The 17,890-nt window shown below is 41.2% G+C and carries 15 protein-coding genes; 3 read left to right on the top strand and 12 right to left on the bottom strand.

What is annotated here, in order from left to right; all coding sequences use genetic code 11:
- Positions 1-453: 453 nt before the first annotated feature.
- Positions 454-558: a putative holin-like toxin gene (locus IGI84_RS02775; protein WP_420682082.1), complete on the bottom strand. Its 105-nt coding sequence runs from the start codon at positions 556-558 to the stop codon at positions 454-456.
- Between the two features lie 368 nt (positions 559-926).
- Between IGI84_RS02775 and IGI84_RS02770 the strand changes: the two genes are divergently transcribed.
- On the top strand, positions 927-1,760 hold the full coding sequence (locus IGI84_RS02770) for a helix-turn-helix domain-containing protein (protein WP_077453667.1): 834 nt from the start codon (positions 927-929) through the stop codon (positions 1,758-1,760).
- The gene (locus IGI84_RS02765; protein ID WP_077453668.1) at positions 1,753-2,172 is read left to right on the top strand and encodes a DUF2000 domain-containing protein; all 420 of its coding nucleotides are present in this window, start codon (positions 1,753-1,755) and stop codon (positions 2,170-2,172) included. Before IGI84_RS02770 ends, IGI84_RS02765 begins: the two co-directional genes overlap by 8 nt.
- A gap of 283 nt (positions 2,173-2,455) precedes the next feature.
- On the opposite strand, the gene IGI84_RS02760 is transcribed toward IGI84_RS02765, so the two are convergent.
- The 3 genes from IGI84_RS02760 to IGI84_RS02750 all read right to left on the bottom strand — a co-directional run bounded on the left by IGI84_RS02760 (position 2,456) and on the right by IGI84_RS02750 (position 4,842).
- Positions 2,456-2,998 carry a DUF3267 domain-containing protein gene (locus IGI84_RS02760; RefSeq protein ID WP_430600707.1) on the bottom strand — a complete coding sequence of 181 codons (543 nt, stop codon included), beginning with the start codon at positions 2,996-2,998 and terminating at the stop codon, positions 2,456-2,458.
- 59 nt (positions 2,999-3,057) lie between these two features.
- Positions 3,058-3,375 carry a hypothetical protein gene (locus IGI84_RS02755; RefSeq protein WP_077453670.1) on the bottom strand — a complete coding sequence of 106 codons (318 nt, stop codon included), beginning with the start codon at positions 3,373-3,375 and terminating at the stop codon, positions 3,058-3,060.
- Positions 3,376-3,735: 360 nt separating this feature from the next.
- Positions 3,736-4,842: a GGDEF domain-containing protein gene (locus IGI84_RS02750; RefSeq protein ID WP_430600705.1), complete on the bottom strand. Its 1,107-nt coding sequence runs from the start codon at positions 4,840-4,842 to the stop codon at positions 3,736-3,738.
- 174 nt (positions 4,843-5,016) lie between these two features.
- On the opposite strand from IGI84_RS02750, the gene IGI84_RS02745 reads away from it, so the two are divergent.
- A complete protein-coding gene (locus IGI84_RS02745) occupies positions 5,017-5,760 on the top strand; it encodes an EAL domain-containing protein (RefSeq protein WP_081118999.1) in 744 nt (247 codons plus the stop codon).
- A gap of 372 nt (positions 5,761-6,132) precedes the next feature.
- Here IGI84_RS02745 and IGI84_RS02740 read toward each other — a convergent pair whose 3' ends face one another.
- From IGI84_RS02740 to IGI84_RS02705, 8 genes are all read right to left on the bottom strand, one after another.
- Positions 6,133-6,480: a DUF7006 family protein gene (locus tag IGI84_RS02740; RefSeq protein WP_081118998.1), complete on the bottom strand. Its 348-nt coding sequence runs from the start codon at positions 6,478-6,480 to the stop codon at positions 6,133-6,135.
- Between the two features lie 125 nt (positions 6,481-6,605).
- On the bottom strand, positions 6,606-7,001 hold the full coding sequence (locus IGI84_RS02735; RefSeq protein WP_200126139.1) for a hypothetical protein: 396 nt from the start codon (positions 6,999-7,001) through the stop codon (positions 6,606-6,608).
- A gap of 173 nt (positions 7,002-7,174) precedes the next feature.
- Positions 7,175-7,504 (bottom strand): LPXTG cell wall anchor domain-containing protein, encoded by a 330-nt coding sequence (locus IGI84_RS02730; RefSeq protein WP_081118996.1) that lies wholly within the window; start codon positions 7,502-7,504, stop codon positions 7,175-7,177.
- 34 nt (positions 7,505-7,538) lie between these two features.
- Positions 7,539-8,102: a hypothetical protein gene (locus IGI84_RS02725; RefSeq protein WP_081118995.1), complete on the bottom strand. Its 564-nt coding sequence runs from the start codon at positions 8,100-8,102 to the stop codon at positions 7,539-7,541.
- A gap of 25 nt (positions 8,103-8,127) precedes the next feature.
- Positions 8,128-8,646, bottom strand: coding sequence for a hypothetical protein (locus IGI84_RS02720; protein ID WP_430600704.1), 519 nt, complete (start codon positions 8,644-8,646; stop codon positions 8,128-8,130).
- 35 nt (positions 8,647-8,681) lie between these two features.
- On the bottom strand, positions 8,682-13,250 hold the full coding sequence (locus IGI84_RS02715; RefSeq protein ID WP_430600703.1) for a hypothetical protein: 4,569 nt from the start codon (positions 13,248-13,250) through the stop codon (positions 8,682-8,684).
- A 375-nt stretch (positions 13,251-13,625) separates the two neighbouring features.
- Entirely contained in the window at positions 13,626-15,101 is a 1,476-nt protein-coding gene (locus IGI84_RS02710) for a helix-turn-helix domain-containing protein (RefSeq protein WP_430600702.1), read from the bottom strand.
- Positions 15,102-15,421: 320 nt separating this feature from the next.
- Positions 15,422-17,665: an ATP-binding cassette domain-containing protein gene (locus tag IGI84_RS02705; protein WP_430600701.1), complete on the bottom strand. Its 2,244-nt coding sequence runs from the start codon at positions 17,663-17,665 to the stop codon at positions 15,422-15,424.
- Between the last annotated feature and the right edge of the window lie 225 nt (positions 17,666-17,890).

Genomic DNA, 17,890 nt, shown 5'->3' with positions numbered 1-17,890 from the left:
CCTTTTAAGAAGGCGACAGGGTTTTATTAGTAAAAAAATAACCGTTTCCTTGCTAAAGTCGACGGTTATTTTTTTGTTATTTTTCACTGTGGCTAGGATACGAAAGAGCAGCACGGCAATAAATGTACCAGAATTTATCTGGAACTTATTAGCCGCTAGTTTCGATAATAATGCTTCCCTTTTCTTTAAACATTGCATTCGTTTTTAGATGTTCGAACACTTTTCAAAAATGACTACATCGAACACCTTATTCCAATTGAGAATAAGGTTTTTCCTATGTCGCTTGTCGATTTTGTTTGAGAATATCCTTGTTAAAAGTTGAAAAATCACTCTCTTCTTGCTATACTAACTATGTAAAGAGGAGTTGTTGCCACAACTCCCCTGCAGCGCCATTTAAGACGGCGACAGGTTTTTAAACTTAGAAGATAACCGTTTCCCTGTTAAAGTCGACGGTTATTTTTTTTTGTCATTTTTCACTGCGGCTAGGATACCAAAGATCAGCATGGCGGTAAATGTACCAAAACTGATCATTAGCCCGATTGCTTCCGCTGCGGACAAAAAGGCTTCTCCTTTCTGAAGAGTTAGTACTTACATTCATAAGCACCACCACCTTTCAAAGATAGCCACCGTCACAAACTTTACTGCAGTCAAATGGTACCATACTTCCATCAAAGAAACTTCCAAATGCCAAGGATTTATCATTATTTTTTTCACGGCGCATGGTTCATTTGCTTTGATTCATTCCATAGAATCGTCAAAATATATCGCTGTTCTCTCTTCAAGCCTGATCCGCTCATTCCCGACCTCCTCCAGCCGTTTTTCTCAGTCCCAATCAAGTGTCTTCCATCAAAAAAATAGTCAAAAAGTCAATATCGTTCTATTCGCCAAAAAACACTTTTGTTATAGTTACAAAAAGGAGGTTTCAGATGAGAAACGAACGACAAATTATTCAAGATAGCACCCTTGGTGTAGAGGCCTTATTGTTTAACGGTATCCAGCAAGAGTTTCCTAACCATTGGCATGAATATTACGTGATTGGCTTGATGGAAGCTGGCACGCGCAAATTCACCTGTCAGAATACTTGCTATATTGTTGAAGCGGGCGATTTGATTTTGATTCCACCAAAAGCTGCCCATAGCTGCCAGCAACTCACGGAAGAGAAACTGGTTTACCGCAACATCCACTTAACACCAGAGAATATGACGGCGCAGGTGCAAAAAATTTTCAACACTCGATTGACACCCCACTTTCCTGAACCAGTCATTCGTCAAGTAAAAGAAAAAGAGGAATTCCATGCGGTGCACCAACTATTGCTGTCAGATCAGGGCGATGAATTTGAGAAACAAGAACGCTTTACTTGTCTCCTTCACGACCTGCTTGTTCAGTATGCGGATTTCACCCAAAAACAGACAGAGACGACTACAAATAAAGCTGCTGTAGCGAAAGCCTATATTGATCAGCACTATGCCGAAAAATTATCACTGAGTGAATTAAGTGACGTTCTTGGAATGAATCAGTATGTCTTGATTCGGCAGTTCACGAAAGCGTATGGCCTGTCTCCGTTTCAATATTTAAGTACTGTGCGCATCAGTGCTGCCAAGAAAAAACTGGAAGCTCAAGAGGCGATTGCAGAAGTCGCTTTTCTGACCGGTTTTAGCGATCAAAGCCATTTTACCCGTATCTTTAAAAGCTTGATTGGCGTCACCCCAAAAGCTTACCAAACAATTTATCAAGAAGATGGAGTGAATATGAATGAATAACCAAGAAAAATGCGTCATGATTATCGATGAACAATTACCGATTGGATTAGTCGCGAACACTGCGGCGATCTTAGGTGTTACTTTGGGAAAACTGTATCCAGAAGGAATCGGAGAAGACATCTATGATTCGACTGGTAACAAACATTTAGGGATCGTCAATTTTCCGATTCCTATCTTGAAAACAAACAAAGAACAATTGCAGACCATTCGCGAATCGATTAGCCAACAGTCAGACCAAGATGTCACTATTATTGACTTTTCCGATGTCGCCCAAATTACTAATTCCTATGAGCAATACCGCCAAACCCTCGAGTCGATTGCTCCAGAAAAACTGGCTTATTTTGGTATTTGTCTAAAAGGCAAGAAAAAGCTTATTAATAAAGTTGCTGGGAGTTTGCCGTTGTATCGGTGAAATCGCTAGTGAAAAGGCAGCCGTCTAAAATTTCCTTTTGTTTCTGACAGTTCTTCTTCACAAAAACACTGTTCATCTGATAGCCTAACAATTTTCATTTACAATAATCCATGGAGATAGCCTAACCGGTGGAATTTCGTCGACTAAATTCTACCGGTTAGGCTATCTCTTTTTTTACAAAAAAAATGTTAGTAGAAAATCCCTAGATTTTCCACCAACACTAAATATTCTAGACCTATTTTCCTTCGTTTTCTATTCTTACGAGTAGCCACTGAAAAACATCTTATTCTTTGTGATAAATATTCAACCCCACTTCAGTATCTTCCACACAAGTGTTCGCTGGTGCTTTAGCAATAAGATAAAGAAAGTAAAAGTCTCCCACGCAACTAGCGGCATGAACGGAAGCGATCCAAGTAAAAAGAGACACGGTCAACCAACCAAAAAAGTAAAAAAGAAAAATCCCCACAGAAATGCCAATGAATGGCGCCAATAAAATGATGGCAAATTTTCCTTTTGAATAAAAGGAATGGGGACTCGTGGCATATGCTACTCCATTTTTGAACCCAAACTTTACCTTCCCTTTGGGGTCAAAAAGCTTGAAGAAGGCACCGTGGATCAATTCATGAAGGATGATGAGAACAATATACGTACCCATTAAGATCAAAAGTCCGATGAAAAAAGGGGGTTCATTAGTTGCTCCGTGACCAGCTACTGTTAAAAATGTAAAAAAGACATAGAAAAAAATCAAGGCAGGGATTGCTGCGAGATTCAATCTCTTTATTGTTTTTTGATCATCCATCAAATTGATTTGTTTGAGTAATTTCATCGCTGTTCTCCTTTTTATTTTCGACATTTTTCTTAGTACATGATTTCTTTGAATTCCCTTTACCCAGCCAACAAGAGCAGCAAACACAAAACCAGTGCCGTTAAAACGAATAGGAAATTGATCGTTTCTGGCGCACCTTCAATTCTTCTCTTTAGTGGTGGAGGACGAAAACTTGGATTCATGCTTTTCGTTTGGTAGTCCACGCTGCTTGATAAAAAGCTGTCGGAAGGGATCATAAACACCAAAAGAACGCCATAAATAATGGATGCTGGAATCAGGAGTGAGCATTTGGCTAGGTAACCAATCAGCAGACTCGCGATCAAAGGAATAGCTACGTACAAAGCACTTTGGTACAGTGTTCGCCGAATTGGTTTCATAGGGAAGTCTCCTTAGTAGTCATCGTTACACACATCACAAAATAATTTTATTTACTTATCAAATAAATATACCATTACTATCAAAGGGTGTAAACACGCCAGAAAACCATTTCGATGCTGCCAAGTGCGGCTGCCCAATGCTAGGTGCAAAAAAAGAAGTGGTTTCTCTCCACTTCTTAAAAAGTACTCTACTTATTTTTTCTCTTCGCTTAACCTCTAAAAATAATCGGTAAACCATTTGGTAAACCGTTATACTTGCCAAATTGCTCCCTCTCTTCCTTTTGACAAAGATATGACTCTGGAAAAAGAAACCTATGATCCTTGTCTCTCTATTAAAACTTCTTCTGAAAAGCAAACGTCTCAAGAAAAAATAATCGTGCGATTTCTGCCTTTCCTTTTCGCTTCATACAAAGCTTGATCGGCTTGGTAGAAGGTTTCTGAAATGTCTAAGGCTGGCTCGGCTTTTGAAATTCCTGCTGAAAAATAAAGAGTCAGTTGAGCTGCATCTAAATTCAACTGTTCCTTCCTTAAGAATGAATGGAACTCTTCAATGATATTTTTTACTTCACTTAAAGTATGTCCTCTAAACAAGACTAAGAACTCTTCGCCCCCGTATCGATAGACCTCCACTAAAGACGGATCTTCGATTTTTTGGTCAAGAAAAGTCGTCAGTTTTTCAGCGAAAAACGTCAAGGCTTGGTTACCGATTTGATGTCCATAGTGATCATTGATCTGCTTGAAATGATCCAAATCCAACATCCCTACAATTAGTTGATTCTTTTCAATTAACGTTAGCTTGGAGATGTCCTCGTTTAGACTGCGAAAATTTTTTATCTTGGTCAACTCATCATAATTGCGTTCAATGATTTTTGTGTTGATTTTTTCGAGAAAGTTTTTTTGGTTATGAAGATAATACTTCCACAAAAAGAGAATGATCCCTGAGCCAATCCCTAGAAATACAACATCGCCAAAGCCAATTTCTCGGCGATAAAAAAGTCCTGAGTCGACCATTGGCGAACCAACAGTCACAAGAATTGAAAATAGATAAAAAAAGGTGTGATTTGCTTTACCGTAAAATATTTTCTTTAGTGAGTAGGTCACGATTAAAATGGCATAATTTAAACCGATAATAAAGAACATAGCTTGCCAATCAAATTTATTGATCAATGCAAAAAAAGTTAGCAAAATAACAGGGACCAGCCCAACTAAATAGATTTTTTCTTTGAGGACGCCAAAATAATAAATAAAGATCGGAATCGTATATTCATACGCAACATAACCAATACTATTTAAAGAAAATGATATAATAAAGTAGACTTGCGAAATAAACAGAACAATGCCGATCAGAATTTTAAACGAAAGACGCAAGTTTAATTCTTTAAAATTTTTGATAAACAGATCATACGATATAAGCAAGCTCACGACTAAAATAGCATACATCGCAGTATAAATCAGATGGATAATCATACGACTCCTTCTTTCTTTGCTTATTCTTCTTAAGAATATCTCGCCTATTATTGAAGGTAACGCTTCTTTCTAGCAGATCATAGACGAGCATGCGAGCGATTCATGGAAAGGATCAGGAACATTCTCCCTTCATGAAACCAAAATTAAAGCTACTCCAGAAAGGAGCAGAAACCAATGGCTGAAAAAATTGAACAAGAACTCTTATCGATATTTCCCCAATTATACTTTGATGCCCAGCCTATCTTTCAAATGAAACAAGATAGTCAGAAAGTGATTGGCTACGAGTTATTATTGCGAAGTACCGAAAGAAATAGGTTTCCCCTTTCTTTCTTCCAGCAAGTGATCAAATATAAAAAACTACACACTCGCTTACTACAATGGTATCGAAATGAAATTTTCAGCTTGCTTCATCCCAACGAAAATACAAAAATTAGTCTCAATATCCACCCGCAACAACTTAGTTATCCAGAAACCTTTCTGATGTTAGCAGACTTAGCCCCTTACCATAATCGTATTTTGATTGAGATCACCGAAGACGATACGGAACCTTCCATCGCCTGTGATCCCAAATCCTTTCTTATGAACAAAATCAACCAAATAAAACAGATGCACTTTTCTGTCGCATTGGATGATGTAGGGACGGGCATTCATTCCCTGACGAATATTGCGCCAATGCTGGACAAAATCGACGTGATCAAATTTTCGCCTATCTCATTGCGCGTGCTGCCCCAAAAAGAGATTTTCTTTTTGATCGACTTCTGGCGCAATATTGCCAGTAACCGCCAGCTCCAATTTATCGTTGAAGGAGTGGAAACCTCCGATATTCACGAGTATTTGCTTGAAGAAGAGATTTTTCTTCAACAAGGGTTTTACTTGGATAAACCTGCCCCCGCGGATCAATTAAAGCGGAAAAATTAGTCATCGCGTCGTTTATTTTTCTCACTATATGCGATAAAAAATAAACGATTATTAAAAAAATGAACAGATGCCCTTCAAATATAACACAAATAATTTTATTTGCAGAATTTTTGCTGGTTCGGCATCGTTTTAACGGTGATTTTACATGAGAGGGAGTAGAAATCAAAGTAAAGACCTTTTTTAGATAGGTGAATAGACAAAAAGCATTCAAGAAGTCAATTCCTGAATGCTTTTTGTCTAACCACTCTTTTTTCGATACACCCCTTCTATTTCAATCGCTCACCTTCACTAATTGCAAAAGTATTAATAATAGTCATCACTTCTTACCTACTCGTCTTGCTAGAAGTGATTCCTATCATTCCCCTCCTTGATTCATCTCACATTGAAAACCAGAGAATGCTTCGCTTTTGTTCCTAGATTGTAACCACACAGTTCTTTCAGATAAAATCGGTAATCATTTTCAACGATTCGAATGATCTCGTCATCGGAAAAATCGTCAAATCGCATCATTTCTGTGACTAAAACCAGTTTGGCATCGATTCCCAGAATATCTGGGGTGATCGCCCAAAATGTTTCTGGAGAAATCTCTGCTACCAATTGATCAAGTAACGTTAATTGCTTTTCTACATAAGAGGCTAAGGCACCATTTTCACGATTGGAATCCGTAAATTTCTTTTGAAATCCATCAAGATATTCTATCTTTGAAGTAAATACAGTCATGCTTCTTTGCTCCTTTCTTTGAGGGGAACAAGCCCCCTTATTTTCTTCCTAAGTCTCATCCTATTCTTTCTCGTTATCTATTCACTACTTTTTCTAGCTACTGAGAAAACACCAAGGTCCAGTAGTCAATGAAGAATATCCAGCAACCCTCTGACCAGCTGCTTGTAATGCTCTTTTTGATCCTTCGCCTCATCTTCTGCCTTGATTGAAAGACTTTGCTCAATTGCTTCTTGAGGCATCAACAAATGGGTGTTCAAATTTGAGATGTACGAGACGCATTCTTCCAACAACTGATACTCTTTTTGTAGGACACTAGGTACTTTATACGTACGAAAAATGAACAAATAGCGAGCATTCGCTTTTATTTCTTCTATGTGATTATTTTCTAATAAGTAACGCATCTTATCTATTTTTTCCCCTTGGGGATAGGGGCTAGAATCTGCAGTCAGCAGATGATAGTAGTAGCCAATATATTCACTATTTATGATGGTTCTTTCAAACGCTTCTTTCTTGATCTTCATCTTCTGTATCCTTTCAAAACTATCACTGACCTCACTTATACAGCGTTTGTGGTATCACTAAGGACTGCTTACCTTTTTGATTCATTTTTTATCCGCTCTACTCTTTCATTAAAAAAGAGAAACTGTAAGTTTTCCTCACAGTTTCTCCTTTACGCTTCTAGCGATGACGATAGTTAAGGAGCGACGCTTTCACCGTGCTTCTTTTTTCTTGTCGCTGCAATGACAAACAGTACTAGGAGTGCATACCCAAGGATAATCAAACTGCTTGTGTTTGAAGAACCTGTTTGCGGTAATTTCCCTTGTCCAATTTGAGAAGCATCTGCGACGATCGTTTTCTTATTGTCATCGTCTGCTTCTTCCTCTTGCGTCACCGTTTCACCGATTCGACCAGTCACAGAGACTTGCCCTGTCGTCGCCTCGGCGACGCTGGTTTCCGATAGATCCCAGACAGTCAGAGTCAGTAACACAGCGACGAAAAGGACGATTCGTTTTCGTTTTTTCATATGATAGATCCCTTCTTTACTGGGATTTCAATTCTTAGTCTTCCTCTACATCCGGCGCAAAGCTCAAGACCAATTTGAAGCTTGGATTTGATTCTTCTGATGCATCGGTCGGTGTTGCTTCACCAGTGAAAGCAAAGCTTCCTACATTCGTACCTTGGTTGCCTTCAAGGGTGAATAATTCAGTTTCCGCTACGGTTGGTGTGCCGTTTTCAAACAACTCGATACCATTTACGTTTAACAAGTCTACTTCAGACATATTCAATGGTGTATCGACACCCGCAACAGAAGCAATTACGCCAACTGCTGAGTTATTTGTCACAGTGTAGGTAGGTGAAACGATCTCTTTGTGGCTTGATTCTTCTGTGGTGTAGAACAAAGCAGTCGTTGGAATCGTCACATTGATCCATTGGTTCAAATCTTCGGGATTTGGTCCAGGGGTTGTGTTATCGAATGATCCGATGATCCCGTTTACTTGGACATCTCCTGACGTATCGCCTTCACGTCCATCAATGGTTTGTGTCGCAAAAGCGGTGGTGCCGCTTGCGATTACTCCTGCGATTGTTGCTGTACTTAGAATGGCTGCTACAAATTTTTTCATTTTTATTTCCTCACTTTTCTTTTTTTTAATTTTTAACGATAATCGTTAATTCAGCTTCAGTGACCCCTTGTTTTTCTTTGCTTTCAGGGTCGTAAATATTGATGGTGGCTTTGGCAGGATACTCGCCTTTTGCCAATGGTGACGCCAAGGCAACATTTTCAACAAATTGATTTGGATGGATCGCACCGGAAGAATAGATGACTTCCCCGCTCGACAGTAAAGAGATATCCACGGCGATTGGGTACACATTGGTGCCCGGGTTGACGATCTCAATGGATCCCGTGCTTTGACCATCTTCAAAAATGGCTTCTGGATTGATTTGCAGGGTAAAATAATTCGCATCTGCAATTTCCTGCGCCCGTTCAGATACTCGCTGATCGGTGGCATCGCCAGACTCCGGCAACAAGTCAGCACTGATCAAAGGGACTGCTGCTTTGGATTGGTAAAAGTAGTACCCGAACCCACAGGCAAGTACTGCCAATAGCAACAACCACCAGAGCCATTTCCGTCGTTTTTTGTTTTCGGTTTGATTCGTTTGCTCCAATGGATTCACCTCCTTCACATTTGGTACGATCTTTTTTAGTCTCGTGGGACAAAGCGTAAGACGATGCGATAATTCGGTACGAGCAAGTCTTCATAATACCCGCCTTGATCGGCTTCTGCATCAACGACCCATTGCGGGTAATCCCCATAGAAATCCCCCGTTAAGGAAATCGGCACGCGACTTCTTTCTTCTAAGCGAACCAAGTGTTGTTCCTCCATCGCTTCATAGAGTTGGATCTGTGTTTCATCTGTTTTTAGGTTCAATCGCAACAGCGGGGTTGAGATATCGTCATAGCTAAGGGTTGGGTCCTCTTCTTCGCTTTCACTTTCGGCATAGTCAAGAGGATCTTCTCCCGCTTCTAATAAGACAATACTGGCACTATCATCGATCGCCAGTTGATTGACGTAGGTATCCACGGCAAGTGGCGATTGATTGCGGATCTCATACCCTTGGCTTTCAAAATTACGATTCGATTCCGCTGTGTTGTACAAGGATTCGAAGACCATTTTGGTCGGGATCGTCACCCGCATATGCTCAAGTTTCGATGTCACATCGATACCGACTATCAGCTGGTAAGCTTTATTTCCCACCTCAAGAACAGCGAAGTAGCTACCGTCTTCGTCCACTTCTCGTGTAAGATCCGTTTCTACGATGCGAAAGTCATCCGTCATATCCGCTTCCGTCAATACATTTGCGGCTTGCGCACGACTTTCTTGAAGTATCAAGGCATCTAATTCTTCTTGCGTGCTTAATTCATTAACTTTATAGCGATCTAAGGTGATATTGTATGCTTCAAAGTTCACCCCTTTGATAACGGTTTGACGAGCAGTCACATCGACATAAGTCTCAATCGAAGGTTTTGATAAGAAAATCGACACTTCTGTCTCTGTTTCCAATCGTTCATTTTCTCTTAAAGGAATGCGGAAATAGCGATACAGCTGATTTTCATCTCGATAGTCGCCCCATTCGATTCGTTCAGAGTTTTTGTCCAATTCAACGAGTTCTCCATCAGTATTTGTATAGGAGATAATTGTGACATCGGTATCCTCGTAGATGGAACCAGTAATTTCGGTCAATTGATCACTCAATGCATCGATTCGTGCAACGAGACCTTCTGGTTCTGAAAAACGAATTTTATTGAAGTTATTCTTAGAAATCACTTGGTAAATATCCGTTTGTTTTTCCAGACTCTCCAAAGAACCATCTAGTTGCTCACCACTCAGTAATCTGGAACGTGCTTCGCCATTGCCTGTGCCTCCATAAGGGAAGGTATTCCCGCCATTTCGATTGATTCGCATGATCCCAGAAATGTTGATAAATTCTTCTGTAGGTGCCTCTAAAGAAGCATTTTCCCAAACTGCTAGTTTTTGACTCGCCACATTGATTCGTAAACCGTTCGCAACCGTATTTTGTGCGGAGCGGATCAAACGCTGCAATTGCGCATTGGCTTGACCAGTTCTTGTCGTAGGGTGACTAATTTCAAACAAATTCACATTGTTTATATTCAATCGTGCATTGGCTAGTCTGAAATAAAGAACTTCAGATTTATTTCTTATGGTTTCTAACACAACCGTAGAATCTTCTTCTGCCGAAAACGAATTGCGCACATTGACTAACGGGCGATTGATAAATTCTGCTGATGTCCCCATGCCTGTTCGATTATCAGTAAGGGAAAATTCCGCTCGTTTTCCAACAGTAATATTTGCGAACGAATTCGAGTGACTGGATGACCAGTTTCCGCCTCCTTGCGTATTTAACCCTCTCGCAACCCCTTTAAAGGTCGCGTCATCATTGAGAATGAAATTAGAGGAAGTCGTGACTCTAAAGATTCCTCCAGATTGATCCACGTCAAGGGTAGCTCCTTTGCCAATCCGAACAAATGAATTACTAGCAGTCAACCATATAAAGCGGGAATCTGAAGTCGTTCGATCTCTTCTTGATGTCATGGTGGCATTGTCTTGCAATTCCACTCTTTGCGACACTTGGATTCTAGAGTAGTTTTGACTTGTTGCCGAATTTTGAATCGCCGTTGTTGTTGGCTCTGTCAAATGCACTTCAGCATGTTGCGCAAGCGTAACTGAACGAACAGTGGTGTTTCCTGTCATTCCCCTCGCTGCGTTGATTCTCGTATAGGAATTTTCGCCGAATAACAGATCCGTCGTTCCGACTCCCTGTAGAAATCGTCCCCCAGTATCAACTTCGGCTTTACTTCCTTCTTCCATCGTAAATTTCGAATTCGCCAAGGTTAAACGAAAAACGGCTCTTGCAGCTTGTCGCGTAGTATGATTGACCGTTACTTTCGCTTCACGGCCTAGTTTGATTTCTTCTCTAAACCGGAAAAAATCAACATTTGCATTACTTCGTCCAGAAACGGTGATTTCAGAGTGATCGCCCACATGCAACCGGCGAATGGTTGAAGAAGCAGCAGATGAGGTACCGCCGGTAAAGCCTTGCGCGGTTTGTAGACTGATCGTATTTTCTTCACCAATATAGATATCTGTTGTGCTGCGACCAGTAACAAATGGCCCTACTTGATTGAGTGTGATGGTTGCATTTGCTTCTGACAAAAATTGGGAAGCCGTCGACGTTGAACCCAATGCAATGAAAGGATTGGCTGCTGAAGACGTACGAGAATAATTGATCGCTGCTTTTTCTCCTAGGAAGAAACGCCTTTGCACGGAAAAAGCATTGGCTGCTGCGCTCGTTGAATGCTCAGCAATATTGATTTCAGCTCCTTCAAGCAGTTCAAATTGATCCACCATCGTTCCAGCCGTGAAGCCATGACCTAACACACCAGTAAGTTTCGTATATTTTCCTAATGTTACATGAGCCAAACTTGCGTTGACGAAAGCCCCACGCTGGTTCACAGCTATTTCTGAATAATCACCAATGGCGATTTTCCCGTTGCTTGATGCTAAGCCGATGACGACATTCGATGTACTTGCTGAAGAGGTCGTTCGCGTTCTCGGTACGTCAATTGTTGTATGACTTCCGATTTGAACCGAGGATGTTGCGAAAAAGGTTCGATACGCTTGACCAACCGTAGCATTAGCAGGTTCACTGATGGATATTTCCACCTGATCACCGATCGAAATACTGTCGACTGCTACGTTGCCATTAAACCCGTTACTATGCTGATTGTTCATTTTCACGTGGTCTTGGATCGCGATCGTGGAACTAGCCACACCAGTAAACAGCGGTCCCTGCTGAGAGATTTTGGTTTGTGTGTGCTCCCCCAAATCGATGACGGAATTTGCACTTCGAAGCTGAATAAATGCTCCAGTGGTTGTGCCCGTACGCGTTCCCTCAATGATGGTAGGCTGGTCTGCGGTACTATTTTCAACGATGAAGCTGCGTCCGACATTGATGGCGGGTGTCGTGCTGACTGTTCCGTACTCAGATAGTTTTAACTGACTACCCACTTGTAACCGTACCTCCCCTAACGTACTGGTGGAGTTTCCGGAAAGCCCTTGTCCGGTGCCAACATCTAGTGTTGCTCCTGTTGCTAAAGTCAACCGACTATCTTGATTGGCATTTGGCAGGGAAACCATGGCGCCAGATTGGCGAATCGTCGTCACGCTTTCTTGCCCAAATACAAGTGTGGCTGCTGCTCCAGTCAAATGAAAGACGGTCCCAGTATTAGCATTTGCCGCCCGTGTGACGGAAAATACTGCTTGTTCCGCAATCACTCCTTGATTTAGTTCAAAAATCGGAGTGGTATTTGTGGACCGATGGTCGATCATAAATTCCCCTTCGACGGTCAAGCGATTTGCAGTAAATAGTGTCGGAATCGATGCTGCTGCGGTCGTTAACCGATTACTGCCTTTGAAATGTAGGTGCGCTTGATTGTTATTCACCAATCGTCCAGTAGACGTTGTTAGCTCTAGTTGGGTATTTTCAAAAACGATCGTGGATTGCCCAGTTGTTTGAGCCAAACCTTGGGCCGAAGAAATCCCTTGCAGCTGAAGGCCTTGCCAAGTTAGTTGCACTGGATTGACAAATTGCATCAAATCATCCGCTGTTGCTTGAGAAATGACTGCTTGTTGCCCAGTAAACGTAACATTTGTCCGCTGAATCTCGCTGATTGGTGCAGTCAAAGTGAAAGTGCCAGAAAGAGTGAGAAGGATGGCTTGGTCATTGGCGATTTGTCCATAGTCATACAAAGTATCTTGACTATCCGTATAGGATTCTCCTAATAAAATCGCCCGCAGTTGCTCCTCACCTTCAACTGAAAGTGCCAGGATTTCGGCTTCTGTGTCCAAGGCTTCGACTTGTGGTTCTTCCTCATCATCTACCAGATCTGCCTCGTTCGTGCTTTCTTCTGGCAATGGTTCATCTACTAGCTCTTGGTCTTCTTGACTAGCTGGGGACGAATCTTCGGGAAATTCAGAGGGCGCTGAGGGTTCTTCACTGCTTTGTTCCGTTATTGTCGGAAAATCAGCTAACTCATCCGAGCTACTCGTTGACTCAAGGTCAGATGACGCGCTCGCTTCTGTAAGCGAAACAGTATCTGCCTCAACTACTTGTTGGAATGTCATTATCGTATTGATTCCAGAAGTACTTATTAGTAGTACAGCAGAAAACAACGTAATTAATTTCATCATGTCCTCCTTTCTTCAAGTATCATTCAGTAATATAAAATCTTTATAACTAGGCTACTCGCCCCCTTTTCCCATAGAATCGTCCCATAAATCTTCGTTTTTGAGAATCGAAAAAAAAAGACATTTGAAATTATCAAATGTCTTTAAAAAGTTGTTAAGTTAGGGTTTTATCAAATAACAACTACATAAGAAATCTATTCTCTTAAAAACGAAGATTTATGAGACAGAATAGCTGTAAGTGTTTCACACGTGTGCCTTACTAACACCTAGAATACCGTGGTCTCAAAACAAAAGAAAATCATTATTTTCATCAACGCCTGAAATAGATGAAAATAACAATGGTTGTCCTTTCTAAGGCTTCCTATCATTAGCTTTGTACTAAAACAGAGGTGATTGGGCTGAGCTTAATTTTCTTTCCAAATAGTCCCAATCTTGCTCATCCGGAAGTGGTTTTAGTAAGAAGTACTCTGTTTCGATATGATAGTCAGAGAGGTAGCGTGGATAATTTGTGACAACCATATCGATATGGGTCTCATTTAAGGCTTCTTTGGTCAAGTATTGTAGTGGAATAAAGGTCAAAGAATGCCGATTTCCAAATTGACGGAGCGCGCGTATCTGGATATGCTGACAAACAAAATGATCCCCTTCTAAAAGAAAATAGACTGTTTTTTTGGAAGCGTAAAAATCGAAAATCAATTCACTATATAGCGTGAGACTCACACATACATCCTCAAGATAACTTATGTTTAGAGCGAGCTTGTCACGATGTTTTTCAAGAAAATCCAAATTTTTCTGGTAAAGCTCACAATTCGAGCGCATGATTGCTTCTTTGATATCACTCATTTCTTTGTTCAAGACAGGGGTGATTTGGTGGTTGAGCTTTCTTGATAGGAAAAAGGACCGTAAGAAGGTTTGGATAGTTGCTTGCTTTTCTTGCGGTACGTCTCGTCCCCTCAAAAAGAGTGCTGTCATGTCCGCGATTTCTGATCCTCGATTGAAATGCTGATAAAATTTCTGTTCTTGTTCCTCTTGATTGAACGTTCGCTTACAAAGCGTTACTAGATAGATCCAAGCAAATTCTTCTTTTGACAATTGCAATTCGTAAATTCTTTCAATGTCTTCTTTTAAGGTACAAAGCGCAGAAAAACCACTACTCTTATAAGCAAGTTCCGCTAACTCTTCTGGAAGATCGATCGAACAACCGAGACTGGCACGCTTGATGGCGATGTAAAACGTATAGTTAAAAGCCGCAGGCGTTACCCCCGAACCTAAATCATAATCGCCTGTTTGTCCTTGCAATTTCTCAAGGATCAACTCGTGTAACTCAGGATCTGGAATCATCGTAAAGATCGTTTCAGCACCTTCATAATAAAAATCTTTGAAAAACTTCCGCAGATTTGCTTCGCGTCCTTCAATTGTTAAAGGATTGGACGTCCATTGCAAACCATAACTTTTTAATATGGGGTTACGTTGGTTAAGCAAACGGCGGAACGTACTTTCCGAGAAATGATAATGATGGGCCAATTCATCAACTTTGGCCAGCTTTCCATGGAAAATATTGCCAATGATCTCAAATAAGCATTCGTTTTTTAGTAGATTCTGTTTTCGTTTCTTGTAAATTTCGGCTTGTTTTTCCTCGAAAATAAAGCCGCTATTTCCCGAAAGCAAGGAAATACTCTCAGCAAAATATTCTTTGATATATTTAATGTCACTGGCAATCGTTCGCTGAGTCACTTGGTTTTGCTCTGCTAAATCGCCAATAGTGAAAATACGATCACGCTCTATCGTACTCAAAATTCGAAATAAGCGACTCGTCGTTCGATTACTAATAAAAGCCATCTGTAAATCTCGCATACTTTTTCTCCTTGTTTGGTGTTTTCTTTTCTTTACTATTACACAAACAAGACAAAAAACGAAATAAATATGCTCTTTTTTTATCTTTTTTATACAAAAAACGCACTTAAATTGATTTAAATTGCAAATTTAATTTCAACTATAGCTTTTGCTTCTTCTGGTATGAAAGCAGCACTCTATGTTATGGCTATGTACCATCCTCTGCAATAAAATGGTCGGTGGGCTTTAACCACAGTTACTCGCTCAGAGACCAAATAATTTTTAATTCCATCAAAAAAACCACACCTTTCTCTCTAAGAGTCAAGTGTGGTCGATAGGTTTTATTTTTCAAACAGATACTGCGCAGTAATCGATGATTGACAATTAATCAGTTGTTCTGGGGTTCCTTCGTACAAGATTTCACCACCACGTATCCCACCATCAATGCCGACATCGATCAGCCAATCCGCTGCTTTCATGACCTCAAGGTTGTGTTCGATCACGATCACCGTGTTGCCTTTTTCTACTAGTCGTTCAATGATCGCCAAGATGCTCTTGATGTCTGTCATGTGCAATCCGGTCGTTGGTTCATCCATAATGTAGATATTGCCTTTTTTGCTTAATTCTTTTGCTAACTTCAGTCGTTGGCATTCACCGCCAGACAAGGTATTTAATGGCTGTCCGAGGGTCATGTATCCTAGACCCACAGCCAAAATCTGTTTTAATTTTCTTTGGATGGCTTTTTCCTCAAAAAATTCCACCGCTTCCGTGATACTCATGGCCAGGACTTCATCGATCGACTTGCCTTTCAAGCGATACTGGTAGACTTCTTCTTTAAACCGTTTGCCGCCGCAGGCCTGACACAAAACCTCGACGGAATCCATAAAGGACAGCTCCATCTTGATAGTACCATGGCCCTTACACGTTTCACAGGCACCTTCGGAATTGTAGGAAAAAAGACCTGCTGAAACCTTGTTTTCTTGCGAAAACAACTTGCGAACGTCATTCATGATTCCTGAATAGGTTGCAGGATTAGAGCGAATATTCCCCGCCACCGCTGATTGATCGATCGTAATGGCTTCAGGGTATTCTTTGGCAAAAACACCATTTACCAAACTGCTCTTTCCAGAACCAGCGACACCGGTCACCACCGTAAATACCCCTAATGGCACCCGCAGTGCTGTATTTTTCAAGTTATGCAGCGTTGATTTTTTCGTTTCGATAAACTGATGACTCTGGCGAGGTGCTTCTTTAAAGTCCATCATCTGTCCAAATGCTTTGCCAGTCAGTGTATCTGAGCGCAGCAATCCTTCAAAGGTTCCTTCGTAGGTAATATAGCCGCCATTTTTTCCAGCTTTAGGACCAACATCGATAATATGGTCGGCTGCTTTAATGACATCTGGATCATGCTCCACTACGATGACGGTGTTTCCTTTGTCCCGTAGTTTGACTAACAATTCATTCAATCGATGGACGTCCCTTGGATGCAGCCCAATACTCGGCTCATCAAAAATGTAGATCACATCGTTCAAGCTAGAAGACAAGTGTTTGACCATTTTTACCCGCTGGCTTTCCCCACCAGAAAGGGTCGTCGTTTCACGGTCTAAGGAAACATAATCCAACCCGATATTGATTAGATCAGTGATTCTCGCTTGGATGTTTTGAAGCAGCGGTTGGACACTCTCCTCCGAGATTTCTTGAAGAACCGTCAATAGTTCATCCACTTGCATCGCCAAAACGTCCGCAATCGAATAGCCCGCGATTTTACACGCGAGTACTTGTGGATTGAATCGCTTTCCCTGACAGTCAGGACACTTCTGCTCATTCATGAAAGAAGCGATTTTCTTCTGCGTAGCAGCGGAGCTTTCATTGCCACCTTTGATATTGGAGCGATTAAAACGAGCGACTAAGCCTTCATAGGTGGAACTCATGCCTTCCATATACAAGGAATCGATTTTTTCTCCTTGGGCATACAAAAAGCGGTTCATTTCCTCTTCGCTATATTCTTCCAACGGCTTGTCATTGTCAAAAAAGCCCGTATTGGTGAAGGACTTCAGTAGCCAAGAGCCAACTTTGTAGCCAGGAAGCAGGATCGCCCCTTCGTTCAAGGACTTTTCAAGATCCAGTGCCTTTTCTAAATCTAACCCGACGATCCGCCCAATCCCTTCGCAAGTGGGACACATCCCATGAGGGTCATTGAAGGAAAAATTCCATGCAGGACCTAAATACGGTTGACCAAGACGAGAAAAAAGCAAGCGGATCAAGGGGTTGATATCCGTGATCGTCCCTAATGTGGAGCGGGAATTGCCGCCTAAACGGCTTTGATCAACTACTACCGCCATCGAAAGATTGTCGATGGCATCCGCATCGGGCTGGCTATATTTTGGCAAAAAGTTGCGGACAAATTTCGAAAAGTTCTCATTCAGCTGTCGGCCAGCTTCTTGTGCGATCGTGTCAAAGACGATCGATGACTTGCCTGAACCAGAGACACCCGTGAAAATCGTGATTTTTCTTTTGGGAATCTTCAAGTCAAAGCCCTTCAAATTGTTCTGCCTGGCGTTGTGGATCGTAATGTATTCCTGCATGCTATACCCTCCCAGATTCTATTGAATTTTTACAGTGAGCGACCATTATAGCACAAACATTCTCGCTGTTTCTCGGAATTTTGCAAAAAAACTATGTTTATTTTATGTTTTGTTCTCAATGCTGGAATAGCAAGGATAGGGGCTTATGCAATTTTTCGATAACTATTGTATAGGAAGGAATTTAGCGTGCGAACGAAGTTAGAAGACAGAGCGAAGAAGGAGTAT

Origin of the sequence: Enterococcus sp. DIV0008, assembly GCF_050542615.1 — a bacterium.
Lineage (GTDB): Bacteria > Bacillota > Bacilli > Lactobacillales > Enterococcaceae > Enterococcus_D > Enterococcus_D innesii.
The sequence above is the reverse complement of the archived record's forward strand: the minus strand, read 5'-3'. Positions and strand labels throughout refer to the sequence as shown.